This is a genomic window from Salinirubellus litoreus, assembly GCF_037335815.1.
Lineage (GTDB): Archaea > Halobacteriota > Halobacteria > Halobacteriales > Haloarculaceae > Salinirubellus > Salinirubellus litoreus.
This window is the reverse complement of the sequence record NZ_CP147841.1, coordinates 4,452,626-4,466,328: the sequence shown is the minus strand read 5'-3', so window position 1 is coordinate 4,466,328 and position 13,703 is coordinate 4,452,626. Positions and strand designations below refer to the sequence as shown.

Genomic DNA, 13,703 nt, shown 5'->3' with positions numbered 1-13,703 from the left:
CGGTTCGACTGACGCCCCGGAAACCGACGCAAATGCAAGCCCAGCCGTGATTCCGGTGGACGCCGGCCTCCACGCCATGCCGGACGACTCGACGGACGATATCACGACGCCGGGCGTCGACGACGAGGGGAAGACGGTCGTGGACGCCTCGGGGGACGAGGTCGGGACGGTCACCGGGGTCGAGCGCGGGACGGTCTACGTCGACCCCGACCCCTCGACGGTCGACCGGTTCCAGTCCGTGCTCGGCTGGAGCGACGTCGACGAGGAGCAGTCCCGGCCGATACCCGCCGACCGCATCGCACGGATCACCGACGAGCGCGTCAAGCTGGTCGACGAGGCCGAGATGTCCGAGGAGCGATAGCCCCGTCGTCCTCCCGCAGGGACCTGCCGGACACTCCACCTTTCGTCCTCTCCGAGGCCGAGGAGTCCAGCAGGGAGGCGACTATCCCCCGCTCTCCCGTGCGCCCCGCGCCTGGACGATGTGGGTGGACGTACCGATCCCGATCCCACCGACCAGGTTGCCGGCCGTGACGATGGCGGTCGTCTCGACCGCCTCCAGGGGACCGATCGGGGCACCGAAGAGCATCCCGAAGAGGACGTGGAGCGCCGTAACGACGACGTGGTCGAAGGGCCCGAGCGCCAGCAGGAAGCCGACGACGTACGCGAGAGCCATCCGGCTACCGATGCTGTCGGTCGTCCCCAGGAGGAACGACAGCAGGGTCACGAGCACGCCCCCGGAGATGGCGTCCGAGAACTCGGCCAGGGCGTTGCGGGCGACGACCTCCTCGGCGAGCCGGCGGAGGATCTCGCCCGATCCCGGAGGGAGCGCGCCGTCGACCGAGAGTACGACCGCCATGAACCCGCCCCCGAGGAGGTTGAAGACGAACGTGTAGGTCCAGAGGCGGAGGAGCGGTCGGAGCATCCAGGAGTCCGAGTCGACCGCCTTCGCTACCGGGTCGAAGAAGTTCTCGTTGAACAGCTCCGCCCGGCCGACGACCAGGAACACGATGCTGGTTCCGAGCGCGAGCGCGCCGGCGACGTGGGCGACGTGGCCCCACTGGGGTTCGATCGACGCCTCGGTGATCCCGAGCGCGGCGATGCCGAACGTGACGGTGAAGCCGGCGATGAAACCCGTGGCGATCAGCTCGACTGTGGACTGGCCGAGACGGCGCTCGCCCTCCTCGACTGCCCGGTCGTACACCTCCGCCGGCGTCGGGGCTCCTGCCATGGTCGCCCGTCTTTCAGTGGGATGAAATGCCTGCTGCCTTCGGGATCGACGTCCGACGTCGAGCCGGTGGTCGACCGACTTCACCTCCCCGGACGACCGGCGCCGAGGACAACCGGTATCACCTTCCGGCTCCCGGTCGTCCCCTGTCGCTCCCCCCGCCTATATACGAACGCCACTCCGATCGGCGTGTGTGACCGAGAGCGAACGGATCGCGATCGTCGGCGGCACGTTCACCCCCGTCCACAACGGCCACCGCGCGCTGCTGCACAAGGCGTTCCAGACCGCCAGCCACGACGGTGCCGGCGGCGGACACGTGATGGTCGGGCTGACCTCGACCGCCGTCGCCGAGGAGACACGGAGCGACCCCTCCCACGCCGAGCTACTCGGCCCCTTCGAGAAGCGCCGCGAGAGCCTCGACACCGAACTCGACCGGACGGGCGAGGCGTACACCGCCTCCTACGAGATCGTCAGGCTGGAGGACGCGGCCGGTCCCGCGGCGACCCGCGAGGACGCCGACGCGCTCGTGGTCTCGCCGGAGGCGAAGGCCCAGCACCGTGCGCACGAGATCAACCAGGGGCGGCGCGAGGACGGCCTCCGCCCCCTCGAGATACACACGCCACCGTTCGTCGTCGCCGAGGACGGCACCCGGATCAGCAGCACGCGCATCCGCAACGGCGAGATCGACGTCCACGGGTACATCCTCGATCCGGACGGGTGATCCCGCCGCCGGTCGCCGGGGCGACCGGACGTGTCCCCCGGCCGGAGCGGACCGTTCGGACCGCGATTATGAAAGCCGGTCGCTTAACGGGGATCCGTTCGTCCCGACCACGCATGACCGACGAGCGAACGCGACGAGAGATCCTCGGACTCGCGGGGGCGGCGGGAGCCACGCTCCTCGCGGGATGTTCGAGCGGGCCCGACGCCGAGAACGCGACGAGTACCGTCGAAGGGACGCCGACCCCGGCCCCCGCCGCGACAGGGACGCCCACGGCGACAGAGACGTCGACCCCGACAGGGAGCGCCGACGAGTCACCCTCCGCGCCCGGGGAGTTCCCGGACGCGTTCGTCGAACTCTACGACGAGGTGATCGGCTCGGTCGTGGCGATACAGGTCCCGGGAGGCGGTCTCGGGTCCGGGTTCGTCTACGACGGGGACCACGTCGTGACCAACCACCACGTCGTCACGGACGCGAGCACGGTCGAGGTCCAGTACGCCCAGGGGGAGTCGGCCACGGCGGAGGTCGTCGGGACCGACCCCGAGAGCGACCTCGCGGTCGTGCGTGCCGCCGGGCGGCCGGACTACGCGGAGCCGCTCGCGCTCCACGCCGAGGAGCCCGAGGTCGGCACGCGCGTCGCCGCGGTCGGGAGCCCCTACGGGCTCGAGGGGTCGATGTCGACCGGGATCGTGAGCGGCGTCAACCGGCTCGTCCCCAGCCCGAACGGCGAGTTCCGGATCCCGAACACCATCCAGACCGACGCCGCCGTGAACCCCGGGAACTCGGGGGGGCCGCTCGTGAGCCTCGACCGGGAGGTGCTCGGCGTCGTCAACTCCGGCGGCGGCGACAACATCGCGTTCGCCATCTCCGCGGCGCTGGTCGAGCGCGTCGTCTCCGGTATCATCGAGAACGGCGAGTACGACCACCCGTTCATCGGCGTCGGCCTCGCCGACGTGACGCCGACCGTCGCCCAGGCGAACGACCTGGAGCAGGCGCGGGGCCTCCTCGTCTCCAGCGTGGCCGACGGGGTCCCCGCCGCGGACGTGCTCCAGGGTGCTACCGGCACGGCGACCGTGAACGGCTTCCGCGTCCCGACCGGCGGCGACGTCATCCTCGCGGCCGGCGGCCAGGAGGTGAACTCCCCACGTGAACTCCTGGCGTACCTCGAACTCAACGCCAGCCCCGGCGAGGCGGTCGAGTTCACGATCCTGCGCGACGGGGAGGAGCGGACGGTGTCGGTCGAACTGGTCGCCCGCGAGGAGTTCCAGTGAGTCGGGACGACGCCGCCCAGTAGACAGGCCGTGAACGCCGCGCCCTCGGTGCATTCACCTGCCGGGTGAGCGCTTAACGGGATCCCGGCCCTCGTTTTCGGCGATGAGCACCGACGAGCAGCGACTCGACGACACGACGGTCGCGGTCCTGATCGCACCCGAAGGCACCGAGCAGGTGGAGTTCACCGAGTCACGGCAGGCGGTCGCCGACGCCGGCGCGACGGTCGACGTCGTGGGGAGCGAGTCCGGCGAGGCCCAGGCGGTCAACAACGACCTGGAGGAGGGCGACACCTTCGAGGTCGACCACACCTTCGCCGACGTCTCGGCCGACGACTACGACGCGGTCGTGATCCCCGGTGGTACCGTCGGCGTGGACCGGCTCCGCCTCGAGAGCGAGGCGGTCGAGTTCGTCCGCGAGCACGTCTCCGCCGACAAACCGACCGGCGTGATCTGTCACGGCCCGTGGCTACTGGTCGAGGTCGACGAGGTCGACGGCCGGACGCTGACCTCCTTCCCAAGCCTCCGGACGGACATCCGAAACGCGGGCGGCGAGTGGGTCGACGAGGAAGTCGTCACCGACGGGAACCTCGTGACCAGCCGCAAGCCCGACGACCTCGACGCGTTCCGCGAGGAGATCGTCGAGACGTTCGCGGACGGGTCGCGGTGACGCGACCGTACGCCGAGGGGGAGCCGGGAGGTGACAGGTCGTGAGCGTCGACCTGAAGCCGCTCGACGAGCAGGTGATAGTGATCACCGGTGCGTCCTCGGGCATCGGCCTGCGGACCGCGCGGATGGCCGCCGACCGGGGGGCGAAGCTGGTGCTCGCCGCCAGGAGCGAGGACGCCCTCCGAGAACTGACCGACGAGATCGAGCGTGGCGGTGGCGACGCGACCTACGTCGTCGCCGACGTGAGCGACCGCGAGGCCGTCCACGAGATCGCGGCGACCGCGCGGGAGACCTACGGCGGGTTCGACACCTGGGTCAACGTCGCGGGCGCGTTCCTCTACGGCCGGCTGGACGAGACGCCGGTCGAGGATATGCGCGAGCAGTTCGACACGAACGTCTGGGGGCTGCTCTACGGCTCGCTCGCGGCCGCCGATCACCTCGAAGAGCGCGGCGGCGCGATCGTCAACGTCGGGAGCGTCGTCTCGGACGTCGCGATCCCGCTCCAGGGGAGCTACTCGGCCTCGAAGCACGCCGTCGAAGGATTCACCGACGCGCTGCGTACGGAACTGGAGGCCGACGGCGCGCCCGTCTCGGTCACGCTCGTCAAGCCGAGCCAGGCGGACACGCCCTACCCGCATCACGCGAAGAACCACATGGACGAGGCGGCGACGCTCCCGCCGCCGCTCTACGCGCCGGACGCCGTCGCGCGGGCGATACTCGACGCCACCGAGCGCCCCCGGCGGGACGTGACCGTCGGCGGGGCCGGCAAGGCGATGTCCGCGCTCGCTACCGTCGCGCCGGGGCTGATGGACACCGCCCTGGCGAAGCTGTTCCTCCCGCTTCAGCAGGGGGATCGCCCGGCCCGGCCCGACGCGGAGAACAACGTCGACGGGCCGACCGGGAGTCTCGAAGAACGCGGTGACTACGACCGGCCCGTCCTCGAACGGAGCCTCTACACCAGGCTGGCGGAGCGCGGATCGCTGGCCGCCGTGGCGGTCGGCCTCGTGCTCGTCGCGCTGTACGTCCTCTCCGGTTCGGTCAGGGACGGTCCATCGGAGTCGTCGGGCCGGGCGTAGCGAACTCCACGGATCGACATCGCGTTCACTCCCCCCGAGAGGCGTGGGCGGCTATCCACGACAGGATCCCTTATCGGGTCCCGTCGTCACCTTCGTACTCGTCCTGTTGTGCCTCTTTCGCCCGCTCGACCGATCGCTGGCGCTCGCCCTCGATATCCTCGGTCGCGGCCCCCTCCTCGTCAACGCCCCGGTCGCTCCGGGTCGCGCGCTCCCCGGCCGTCCCCCGGACGCCCGCGTCGACGAACTCGCCGCCTTCGAACTCGTCCGCGAGCGCCTCGTAGGCCTCCTCGGGGCCCTCGAACCGGTCGTCGATCCGGTCGAAGGCGCTGCCGATGGACTCGGTCTCGTTGGGCAGGTCGATCGGGGTGTCAGCGTACGTCGAGGCCAGGTCCTCGCTGTTCGTCGGGTAGCTCTGCCGGCCCAGGTCCTCGCGGACCTCCGAGAGGACGTTCTCGACGGCGGTCGCCCGTTCGTGCTGGCGTTCCTCCGCGGCGTCGTCGACCTCGTCGGCGTCTCCCATACTGCGTCTCGGCCCTCGCCTTCCAAGAGCCCCTGGCTTGCAAGCGACGCGAGACCCCGGTCCGGGATCCTGCCCCACCCGGGCGGGGACGATGTACGACCCGAATAGGGCCACGATAACCACGTAGCCGTCCCCGAAACCGAACGGTATGGCACTCGTCGATTCGCTCGTCGTGTTCGTGGTCAGCCTGCTGGTCGGCGCGCTCGGGATCTACATCGGCGCGCGCGTCATCACGGACTACGAGGACTACACGTACGCCATCGTGACGGCCCTCATCGGCGCGATAATCTGGGCGGTAGTCGGGTTCCTGTTCGGCTGGATCCCGCTCCTCGGCCCGCTCCTCGCCCTGATCGCGTACGTCGCCGTCATCAACTACCGGTATCCGGGCGGGTGGGGGAACGCCGTCCTGATCTCGCTGATCGCGTGGATCGCCTCGCTGATCGTCCTCTACGTGCTCGCGCTCGTCGGTATCGGGGGGTTCGAGGCGGTCGGGGTTCCGGGAGCCTGACGTCGGCGTTCCGGAGTGCCGGAGCCGGCCGGGCCCCGGTGGGATCTCCTCCCTCACCTACCGCTGACTCTCCCTTCCGACGCTCCGTACGTCGCTCGGCGCCCCGGAGGGGGATCCCCGGACGGACCGGCGGGTCGGGCGCCGGCTCATCGCGGTCTGAACGGGTCGTACTCCCGGTCGTCGACCTCCCGGGTGTGCCTGTCGTCGACCTCCCGTAACGGGTACTCGGCGAACCCGTCGAGGATGGCGTCGAGCCCCTCGACGGCGGCCTCGAGGAACCGTTCGCCCTTCTCGGCGGTCGCGACCGACGCGTCGCCGCGGACGCCCGTCTCCGAGACCGTGCTCCACCAGGGCATCATCGTCACCGACGTGGAGTCCTCCGGGTCCGTCCCGCCGGCCAGGTCGTCGTTGTGGAAGTACGGGCTCTCGTGGTACGTGACGTCCCGGACCGCTCGATCCATATCGACGCCGTCGGGGTCGACGTGGAGGTAGAGCGACGTCTCGAGCTCGCCGGCGTGGGAGGTGCCCTCGGGGCCCGCCTCGCGGAACTCGGCGGCGGCCTCGCGGAGCTCCTCGATCTCCCACCAGGAGATCATCGCCGCCCGCGAGCCAGGGTACTGGAGGTTCACCTGACGGGTCGCCTGCTCGACGAGGTGGTGGTTCGACCCGTGGCCGTTGACGAACAGCAGTCGCTCGAACCCGTGGTGACAGAGCGACACCCCCACGTCGATGAGGTAGTTCACGAACGTGTCCCACCGGATGGTGATGCCCCCCGGGTGGTCCATGTGGTGGGGGAGGTAGCCGTGCGGGATGGTCTGGAACAGCAGCGCGTCGTCCCGTTCCTTGACGGCGGTCTCGCAGATCGTCCCCGGGAGCACCTGGTCGACGTCCAGCGGGAGGTGGTGGCCGTGGTCCTCCGTCGAGCCGACGGGTATCACCACTAGTTTCCCCGCGTCGACGGCCGCGTTCACCTGCGGCCACGTCAGCTTCCAGTACCGGTACTCGTCGGTGGGCTCGCTCTCGGGCATGGCGTGCGTGACTCGCCGCTCGGCGTGTTAAGCGTTCGCAACTCCCGTGGACCAGCTCCGACCGCGCCGTGGCGTCCCTTCGGGAGGACGTGACCGTGCTGTCCCGCGTCGTCGTCCGTTCATACGGTCGTGCGTAGTCTTTTACCGGCGATGACCGACCCCGGCCGGGTGATCGACGGTAAATCGTTACGCACGACCGTATCAGAACGGCCCGCCCTCGACGAGGTCGGCCATGACCGTCCGCTCGGCCCGCCGGAGGAGCTCGCCCGCCGCCCCGGTCGAACAGCCCAGTCGGGCGGCGACGTCGTCGAGCGTGGCCTCCCGGGGCACCTCGAAGTACCCGCTCTCGACGGCGGCGGTCACGGCCTCGAACTGGCGTCCGGTCAGGTCGAGGCGGGAGTCGACCCGGCTCGAGAGCCGCTCGCCCACGGCGAGCACCTCGACCTCCTCGGTCTCCGGGACTTCCTCGACGGCCGCCCCCACGGCGTCGGTCGGCCCGACGACCACGAGCCGGACGGTCCCGTCCGAGCGGTACTCGACCGGTCCGGTGAGCACCAGCCCGGACTGGGAGAACGCGTCGAGCAGTCGCCGGTCCCCTTCGGTGATGCGGTCCCTGACGTAGAGGTAGAACGACCCGTCGGGGCACGGGGCGATCTCGAACTCGACGACCGACGGGACCGCGGCGATCTCGCTCCGGTACGGTTCCACCGGCCCCTCGACGTGGAACAGGACGGCGTGTTCGTCCTCGGCGTGCTGGTGCCGGCTGAGCTGTCTCGTCACCTCGTAGTCGTCGTGTTCGACCACGAACCCGTGCATCGAGTGGCGCTCCTCGGCCGACCGGCGGACGCTCAGTTCGAGATAGCGCACGCGATCACCTCGGACGGTATCACGTCGGTCCTCGCCGTAGCCCCCCCGGTTTCGCCCGCGAGACGGGATCGTCTCTTCACCGGCCGGGGTGGTGCCTGCTCCCACTTGAATCCCCCTCACGAGAGCGGGGCAAGGAACTCGGGGTGTCGCCGCGACGACCACACCACGGATCGGGGACCGCCACCGCGCTCCGCGGCGGCGCGTCCCGCCGACGTCCCACCATGGTCCAGCAGACGAAGTCCCCCGAGTCGAGAGCCGAACCGACCGACCAGCTCGCCGACCTGCTCGAACCGTTCGCGCTCGCCCGCGACGACCACCGCAACGCGCCGGCGTTCGTCGTCCGCGCCGACGAGGTACAGGACGTCCTGTTCACGCTCCGCGAGGAGGCCGGGTTCGACCACTGCGCCTGCGTCACGGCCCAGGAGTACGACGACCGCTACGAGACGATCTACCACCTGCGGACGTACGACGACCCGACCGAGGAGGTGAGCGTGGTCGTCCCCACCACGACGTCACAGCCGGTTTCGGAGACCGCCGAACCGGTCTACCGGACGGCCGACTGGCACGAGCGCGAGGCGTACGACCTGCTGGGGATCGAGTACGACGGCCACCCCGACCTCCGGCGCATTCTGCTCCCGGAGACCTGGCAGGGCCACCCGCTCCGCGACGAGTACGACCGGGAGCAGTCCCAGGTCGTCACGCTGCGCGAGCACGCCAACCCGCTCCAGGAGGACGATCGACAGAACGACACGATGTTCCTGAACATCGGTCCCCACCACCCCTCGACCCACGGCGTGCTCCACCTCGAAGCCGTCCTCGACGGCGAACAGGTCGCCGACGTCGAGCCCGACATCGGTTACATCCACCGGTGTGAGGAGCAGATGTGCCAGCAGGGGACCTACCGCCACCAGATCATGCCCTACCCCGATCGCTGGGACTGGAGCGGGGCCGGCCTCTGCAACGAGTGGGCGTACGCCCGGGCCGCCGAGCGGCTCGTCGACATCGACGTGCCGGAGTACGCCCAGGTCGTCCGGACGATGTCCGCCGAGCTGTCGCGCATCCTCGGCCACATGCTCGCCATCGGGACGTTCGCGCTCGACGTCACCGGCGAGTTCTCGGCGTCGTTCATGTACGCCATCACCGAGCGCGAGAAGGTCCAGGACCTCCTGGAGGATCTGACCGGCCAGCGGCTGATGTTCAACTACTTCCGGCTCGGAGGGGTCGCCTGGGATATCCCCGAGCCCCGCGAGGCGTTCTTCGAGGACGTGCACACGTTCCTCGACGGGCTCCCCGGTCGGATCGAGGAGTTCCACGACCTCCTCACGTCGAACGAGATCCTCCAGCTCCGGTGCGTCGACACCGGTGTCCTCGACCCGGAGGTGGCGAAGTCCTACGGCTGTACCGGCCCGGTCGCCCGCGGCTCGGGCGTCGACTACGATCTCCGGCGGGACGACCCGTACGGCTACTACCCCGAACTCGACTGGGACGTCGTCGTCCAGGAGGGGTGTGACAACTTCGCGCGTCTGCTCGTCCGCCTGCGGGAGGTCGAGGAGTCGGCGCGGATAATCGAGCAGTGCGCCGACCTGCTCGAGGACTGGCCGGAGGGGGAGCGCGACATCCAGGGGAACGTCCCCCGAACGATCCGTCCGGACGCCGACGCGGAGATCTACTCCGCCGTAGAGTCGGCGAAGGGCGAACTCGGGATCTACATCCGGTCGGACGGCACCGACGAGCCCGCCCGGTTCAAGATCCGCGGGCCGTCGTTCTCGAACCTGCAGGCGCTCCCCGAGATGGCCGAAGGCGGGTACGTTCCCGACCTGGTCGCCACGCTCGGCAGCCTCGACCCGATCATGGGTGACGTCGACCGCTGACCGCCCGTCCCGGGCGGCGCTACGACCGGTCGTCGGTCGCGGGGATCGACCCGGTCGTCCCGCCGTCGCCGAGCGACCCGCGACCGGCGGCGGACGCCGTGTCCGACTCTTCGGGTGGTCGTTCCCTGACCGAGTCGTCCCCTTCGGCGAACGCGTCGGGGGGCGACTCGACGTCGTCCTCGGTCTCCGTGACCGTCACGTCGTCCCAGGCGAGGACGCCGGCCGTCTCGTCTTCGGGGTCGCCGGCCGTCTCACCTTCGGTATCCCCCGGTTCGGCCGGGCCGTCCATCTCCCGACGGATCGCGTCGGCGAACGCCGTCGAGTCGTAGATCGCGCGGACGGGGACGCTCAGATCGCCCGACGCGCCCGCACGGACCCCGACGCTGCCGAGGCCGAACAGGGCGTCGACGAACGAGCGCCGTTCGCGGACCGCGCGGACCTTCTCCAGCGGGACCTCGTTGCGGACCAGCGAGACGAAGCGGTACTCCTCCACGATCCGCCGGTTCGTGAGGACGTAGGTCGTGAGCGTGTTCCGCCAGTACTCGTGGACGCCCGTCGAGAAGAGGTAGAGCCCCGCGGCGAGCGAGAGGGTGGGGTAGACCAGCGGGTTGGTCGTGAAGTAGAGCAGGTACAGCCCGGCTCCGAGGAACGGGACCGACGAGCCCGTCCGCAGGAGCGCCCCGCGCTGGGAGGGGTGTCGCTCGTCAACGATCCGCTCGCCCTCACGCATCGTGGGCTCCTGGGGAGTGCCGACGTGCCGCACGTAGACCCCGAGGCCGACGACGAACAGGCCGAACAGGGCGAGCGGGAGGCCCGCCATCGGAGGGACGGGTGGCTGGTCGGCCACCAGTGGGTAGCGCGACTGGAAGGCGTAGACGTAGGCTCCGAGGACGGCGAACGGCGCGCCGAACGCCGAACTCCAGAGGGCGGGGTGACCGCGAGTCATCGTCGCCCCCGGGACATCTCGTAGACGATACCGAACCCGGACAGGAGGACGCCGAACAGCGTGAGCGACGTCTCGTCCATCGTCGTGCCGCCGCAGGCGGTGAGGAACCCCCGCTCGCACTCCACCTCCCCGTCGGGAGCGGGTGTCGGCGTGGCCGTCGTCGCCGGTGCTGGCGTGGCCGCGTCCCGGGGGATCCGCGTCGCACCGAACGTGGGCGTCGGCCGCGGGGTCGCCGTCCCGACCGGGGCGTGGACGGACACCGGACGGGTCACGAGGGCCCCGTTGCCGGCGAAGACGCCCTGTTCCGTCTCCTGCGCGGAGAGCGGATGGGTCGCGTCAACCACGTCGTCGTACCCCACGCGGAAGCTAACGGTTCGGCGCTCGCCGATCGGGACGCGCGCCCACTCCGTCGCGACGACGGCCCCGTCGACCCGGTAGCTCACCTGCCCCTCAAACCCGGCGGTGTCGACGTTCCTGACCGTGAGGTTCACGACGTACGACTCGCCGGAACGGACGGCGTCGACCGCCTCGAACGACTCGACGGCCAGCGCGGACGCGTTCGCGCTCGATCCACGGACGACCCGGACGGCCCCTCCCTCGCGGTCGTCGCCGGTCGCGACCCCGTGATCGTAGGTCCGTTCGGCGTCGACGGGACCGACGACAGCCTCGACGGCCGGGAGGCCGATCTCGAACGGGACGCGCCGATCGCCGTTCCCGGCGACGGTGACGGCCCTGTCGGCGATCGCCCGCCCGGCGAACTCGTAGGCGACCCGCCTGGTGACGCTCGTGTTCCCGGGGTTCGTCACCGTCGCGAGCACGATGTAGGGCTCGCCGTGGGTCACCTCGACCGGTGCATCGAACCCCTGGACGGCGAGGTCGACGTCGGGCGTCACGCGGAGCCACCGGGCCGATCCCTCCCCGGACGCGTTGCGAACACCGTGGACGTACGTCCCCGGTTCGACCGATCCGACGGCCGCCTCGACCGCCGAGAACGGGAGGTCGAAGCCGACGACCGTCGACTCACTGGGGCCGAGCGCCACCGTTTCGGACGCGACGGTCGCGCCGTCGAAGGAGTAGCGGATCGTCCCGGTGGCGTTCGCTGACGCGGGGTTCGTCACCGTCGCGTTCACGACGAGACGATCACCTGTCCGGAGGCTCTCGGGCGTCTCGATCCCGGTGACGACCAGCGTGTCGTTCCCGGCCGACCCCTTCGACCCCGCCGAATCAGTCGGCGAGGGGGTGAGTGCTGCCGTCGTCGTCGCGGTTCCGTTCGACCCCGCTTCGGGTGTCGCCGTGGGAGTCGGCGTCGCAGTCCCGTTCGTCGCCTCGGTCGGTGTCGCGGTTCCGTTCGCCTTCGAGAGCGCCGCTCCGTCGATTCGCTCGGAGTCCGGCGCGTCGGCGGACGTCGACCCGCCGTCGACCGTCGTAGCGTGTGCCGCCGCAGGGGCGGCCACGACCGAACAGAGGGCGAGCGCGGCGATCAGCGTGTACACGGAGGGGGACCAGCCCGTGTTCCAGCTCATGTTCTATTCGTCCCCAAGGTTGCATAAATAATCCGTCGTCGAGACGACACGGTAGTCGTGTGGTGCTCGTCCGGCCCTCCTCCTCTGGGCCTACCGACGGCCCAGGGCCGAGGTTCGCTTCGGGACGGGGCTGGGAGTTCACCGACACCGCACCCGGGGAGGTGCTATCTCGCGTGGTGGGTCGTCCGCCGAGTCACGGCAGCACGTCGGAGTGTCGGTCGTCGACACCCGTCCGACGGGGACATCGGAGAGCCGCCCGCATCTTGGGGCGACGGACCGTACGGACAACGCCGACCCGTATCCGACTCCCGTCGCCGTTACCCCGTCTCACGGACGTCGTCCAGGTCGTACGCGCCGGGGTGTTCGGGAGGCTTCTCGCCCCGCTTGGCGCTCCACGACTCCACGTCGAGGCGGTAGACGGCCGTCCGGTCGATCGACCCCCCGGTCATCTCCTCGTAGTCCTCGCCAGGGGTCAGCTGTGGTGCGAACTTCGTCATGAACCGCTCGAGGACACGCCGCTTCTCCTCTCGCGTATCGAGGAGCGAGACCGTCCCGTAGGCGACGACGCTCGCGTACTCGACGGTGAAGTTCACCGGCTCGGCGGCGGGGACGAACCGGCCCATCTCGCTCGTCGTGAAACAGACCGGGGCCGTCCCCGCGTGCTCGACGATACCGTGCGCGCGGCCGTCCCGTGCCCCGTGGACGTAGATCACGCCCTTCGTCTCGTCGTAGACGAACAGCTGCGTCACGAGGTGTGGTTCTCCCTCGTCCACGAGACCCACGACACCGGACGTCTGCTCGGAGAGGAACTCGACGATCCACTCCGAATCGTCGACCGCCTTGCCGGCGTAGCGTATCGAGTCCGAGGCGACCTCGGGTGTGTTCTCGTCCATGTCGGACGACCTCGTTCCCGGGACTAGTTATAGTGCCCCGCAGGAGGTGATCCTCGCGCTCCCATCCGTCGGCCGTCGAGGTTGGGGGGTCGCGTTCGGCGCTCGAACCGATCCCCCGGTCGCCGGCCCCGGTCCTGGGGTGTCGTCTCGTACGAACATTGATACCACGGCTCACCTTTCTCGGTGTATGGTCGAGCAGGTATCCACCGACGCCGCGCCGAACAAGACAGAGCTACCCTTCTCGCAGGGGATCGTCCACGGCGACACGGTCTACACGTCCGGTCAGGTGGGCGTCGACCCCGAAACCGGCGAGCTCGTCGAGGGAGGTATCCGCGCGGAGACGCGCCGGACGATGGAGAACGTCTCGGCGATCCTAGAGGCGGCCGGGGCATCGCTCGACAGCGCGATCAAGGCGACGGTGTTCCTCACCGATATGGACGATTTCTCGGAGTTCAACGAGGTCTACGCCGAGTTCGTCTCCGAGCCGCGTCCCGCGCGGAGCGCCGTCGAGGTGAGCGCCCTCGCGGGGGACTACGCCGTCGAGATCGAGATGGTCGCGGCCATCGAGGACTGATCGGGTCGTGTGTAGTT

Annotated in this window: 15 protein-coding genes; 8 read left to right on the top strand and 7 right to left on the bottom strand. The window is 70.0% G+C overall.

Annotation, left to right across the window (positions count from 1 at the left end; all coding sequences use genetic code 11):
- Positions 1 to 76 precede the first annotated feature (76 nt).
- Entirely contained in the window at positions 77 to 361 is a 285-nt protein-coding gene (locus WDJ58_RS22200; protein WP_338915497.1) for a PRC-barrel domain containing protein, read from the top strand.
- 81 nt (positions 362 to 442) lie between these two features.
- Here WDJ58_RS22200 and WDJ58_RS22195 read toward each other — a convergent pair whose 3' ends face one another.
- The gene (locus WDJ58_RS22195) at positions 443 to 1,228 is read right to left on the bottom strand and encodes a formate/nitrite transporter family protein (protein ID WP_338915496.1); all 786 of its coding nucleotides are present in this window, start codon (positions 1,226 to 1,228) and stop codon (positions 443 to 445) included.
- A gap of 190 nt (positions 1,229 to 1,418) precedes the next feature.
- On the opposite strand from WDJ58_RS22195, the gene WDJ58_RS22190 reads away from it, so the two are divergent.
- From WDJ58_RS22190 to WDJ58_RS22175, 4 genes are all read left to right on the top strand, one after another.
- Positions 1,419 to 1,946 (top strand): phosphopantetheine adenylyltransferase, encoded by a 528-nt coding sequence (locus tag WDJ58_RS22190; protein WP_338915494.1) that lies wholly within the window; start codon positions 1,419 to 1,421, stop codon positions 1,944 to 1,946.
- 113 nt (positions 1,947 to 2,059) lie between these two features.
- A complete protein-coding gene (locus WDJ58_RS22185) occupies positions 2,060 to 3,214 on the top strand; it encodes a S1C family serine protease (protein WP_338915493.1) in 1,155 nt (384 codons plus the stop codon).
- Positions 3,215 to 3,317: 103 nt separating this feature from the next.
- Positions 3,318 to 3,881, top strand: coding sequence for a type 1 glutamine amidotransferase domain-containing protein (locus WDJ58_RS22180; protein WP_338915492.1), 564 nt, complete (start codon positions 3,318 to 3,320; stop codon positions 3,879 to 3,881).
- A gap of 40 nt (positions 3,882 to 3,921) precedes the next feature.
- Positions 3,922 to 4,956 carry an SDR family oxidoreductase gene (locus WDJ58_RS22175; RefSeq protein ID WP_338915491.1) on the top strand — a complete coding sequence of 345 codons (1,035 nt, stop codon included), beginning with the start codon at positions 3,922 to 3,924 and terminating at the stop codon, positions 4,954 to 4,956.
- A 70-nt stretch (positions 4,957 to 5,026) separates the two neighbouring features.
- On the opposite strand, the gene WDJ58_RS22170 is transcribed toward WDJ58_RS22175, so the two are convergent.
- The gene (locus tag WDJ58_RS22170) at positions 5,027 to 5,476 is read right to left on the bottom strand and encodes a hypothetical protein (protein WP_338915490.1); all 450 of its coding nucleotides are present in this window, start codon (positions 5,474 to 5,476) and stop codon (positions 5,027 to 5,029) included.
- 148 nt (positions 5,477 to 5,624) lie between these two features.
- Between WDJ58_RS22170 and WDJ58_RS22165 the strand changes: the two genes are divergently transcribed.
- The gene (locus WDJ58_RS22165) at positions 5,625 to 5,984 is read left to right on the top strand and encodes a hypothetical protein (RefSeq protein WP_338915489.1); all 360 of its coding nucleotides are present in this window, start codon (positions 5,625 to 5,627) and stop codon (positions 5,982 to 5,984) included.
- Between the two features lie 146 nt (positions 5,985 to 6,130).
- Here WDJ58_RS22165 and WDJ58_RS22160 read toward each other — a convergent pair whose 3' ends face one another.
- Together WDJ58_RS22160 and WDJ58_RS22155 are read right to left on the bottom strand one after the other, a co-directional pair.
- A complete protein-coding gene (locus WDJ58_RS22160) occupies positions 6,131 to 7,012 on the bottom strand; it encodes a creatininase family protein (protein WP_338915488.1) in 882 nt (293 codons plus the stop codon).
- A gap of 201 nt (positions 7,013 to 7,213) precedes the next feature.
- Entirely contained in the window at positions 7,214 to 7,879 is a 666-nt protein-coding gene (locus tag WDJ58_RS22155; RefSeq protein WP_338915487.1) for a helix-turn-helix domain-containing protein, read from the bottom strand.
- A gap of 221 nt (positions 7,880 to 8,100) precedes the next feature.
- On the opposite strand from WDJ58_RS22155, the gene WDJ58_RS22150 reads away from it, so the two are divergent.
- Positions 8,101 to 9,750, top strand: coding sequence for an NADH-quinone oxidoreductase subunit D (locus tag WDJ58_RS22150; RefSeq protein WP_338915486.1), 1,650 nt, complete (start codon positions 8,101 to 8,103; stop codon positions 9,748 to 9,750).
- A 19-nt stretch (positions 9,751 to 9,769) separates the two neighbouring features.
- Here the strand turns inward: WDJ58_RS22150 and WDJ58_RS22145 are convergent, their stop codons facing one another.
- From WDJ58_RS22145 to WDJ58_RS22135, 3 genes are all read right to left on the bottom strand, one after another.
- Entirely contained in the window at positions 9,770 to 10,696 is a 927-nt protein-coding gene (locus tag WDJ58_RS22145; protein ID WP_338915485.1) for a PH domain-containing protein, read from the bottom strand.
- Complete coding sequence (locus WDJ58_RS22140) at positions 10,693 to 12,219, bottom strand: hypothetical protein (RefSeq protein WP_338915484.1); 1,527 nt, start codon at positions 12,217 to 12,219, stop codon at positions 10,693 to 10,695. The genes WDJ58_RS22145 and WDJ58_RS22140 overlap by 4 nt, the downstream gene beginning before the upstream one ends.
- A gap of 317 nt (positions 12,220 to 12,536) precedes the next feature.
- Positions 12,537 to 13,112, bottom strand: a complete 576-nt coding sequence (locus WDJ58_RS22135) for a pyridoxamine 5'-phosphate oxidase family protein (RefSeq protein WP_338915483.1) — start codon at positions 13,110 to 13,112, stop codon at positions 12,537 to 12,539.
- Positions 13,113 to 13,299: 187 nt separating this feature from the next.
- On the opposite strand from WDJ58_RS22135, the gene WDJ58_RS22130 reads away from it, so the two are divergent.
- Entirely contained in the window at positions 13,300 to 13,686 is a 387-nt protein-coding gene (locus WDJ58_RS22130; RefSeq protein WP_338915481.1) for a RidA family protein, read from the top strand.
- Positions 13,687 to 13,703 lie beyond the last annotated feature (17 nt).